Annotated in this window: 2 protein-coding genes; both read right to left on the minus strand. The window is 71.7% G+C overall.

Annotated elements, in window-relative coordinates; all coding sequences use genetic code 11:
- Positions 1–483, minus strand: a 483-nt coding sequence (locus MXAZACID_RS11815; RefSeq protein ID WP_008494601.1) for a PfkB family carbohydrate kinase, incomplete at its 3' end; no start/stop codon positions are given.
- A partial coding sequence (locus MXAZACID_RS11820) for a LacI family DNA-binding transcriptional regulator (protein ID WP_008494602.1) occupies positions 467–980 on the minus strand: 514 nt, incomplete at its 5' end. The genes MXAZACID_RS11815 and MXAZACID_RS11820, both read right to left, overlap by 17 nt.

A 980-nucleotide genomic window follows, 5' to 3' on the forward strand; every position in this document is an offset into this window, starting at 1 on the left:
CGCGACAGGGGAGGGGTTGAGCACCACGCAGCCGCCGGCGGCGCGGATTTTCGCCGCCCCGGCCAGGACGGTCTCTATGGGCACTTCCAGCTGGGCAAGCAGCAGCGTCCCGGGCGGGATGGTCGCGGGCAGCATCTCCGGGGTGAGGCGATGATTGGCGCCGGGCACGACGATGATGCGGCTCTCCCCGCTCGCCTCCACCGTGATCAGCGCCACACCGCTTGGGGTTTCACAATGGCGCAGGCCGGACAGCTCCACCCCGTCCGCCGCCAGCGCGGCTTGCAGCGCCGCGCCATGCGCATCCTCGCCGAGACAGGCGCAAAATTTCACCTGCGCGCCGGCGCGGCGGGCGGCGATGGCCTGGTTGGCGCCCTTGCCGCCGGGATACAGGGCGTAATCCAGCCCCAGCACCGTCTCCCCCGCCGCCGGGGCGCGGTCCGCCCGCACCACGACATCCATGTTGGCGCTACCGATGACGAGCACGTGCTGTCCCTCCCGACATGATGGTCGATGCCCGTTCGATCAGGCTGATCGGTAGAATATGGTGCACGGCCGGGCTGTCCGGGGCGGCGATGCGCGCCTCCAACGTTGCCACCGCGCACTCGCCGAGTGCCGCCACCGGCTGGCGGATGGTGGTGAGCTGCGGCTCCACCAGCGCCGCCCAGGGTATGTCGTCATAGCCGATCAGCATCACATCCTCCGGAATCCGCCGCCCGAGTTCGTGCAGCGTGCGCAGCGCGCCGATCGCCATCACATCGCTCGCGGCAAACACCGCATCCAGCGCCGGGTCGGCCAGGGCTTTCACCGCCTGGCGCGGCAGATCCAGCGTGAACGGCGCCTCGCGGATCCATAAGGGTGTCTGCGGCGCCCAGCTCTCCAGAAACCCCTCTTGCCGGCTGGTGGCGCTGGGGGAGTGCGCCGGCCCGGCCAGCAGCCCCACCCGCCGCCGCCCGAGCCGGCGCAGCAGCGCCGCCGCCGCC

Source organism: Acidocella sp. MX-AZ02 (assembly GCF_000306035.1).
Classification (GTDB): Bacteria; Pseudomonadota; Alphaproteobacteria; order Acetobacterales; family Acetobacteraceae; genus Acidocella; species Acidocella facilis.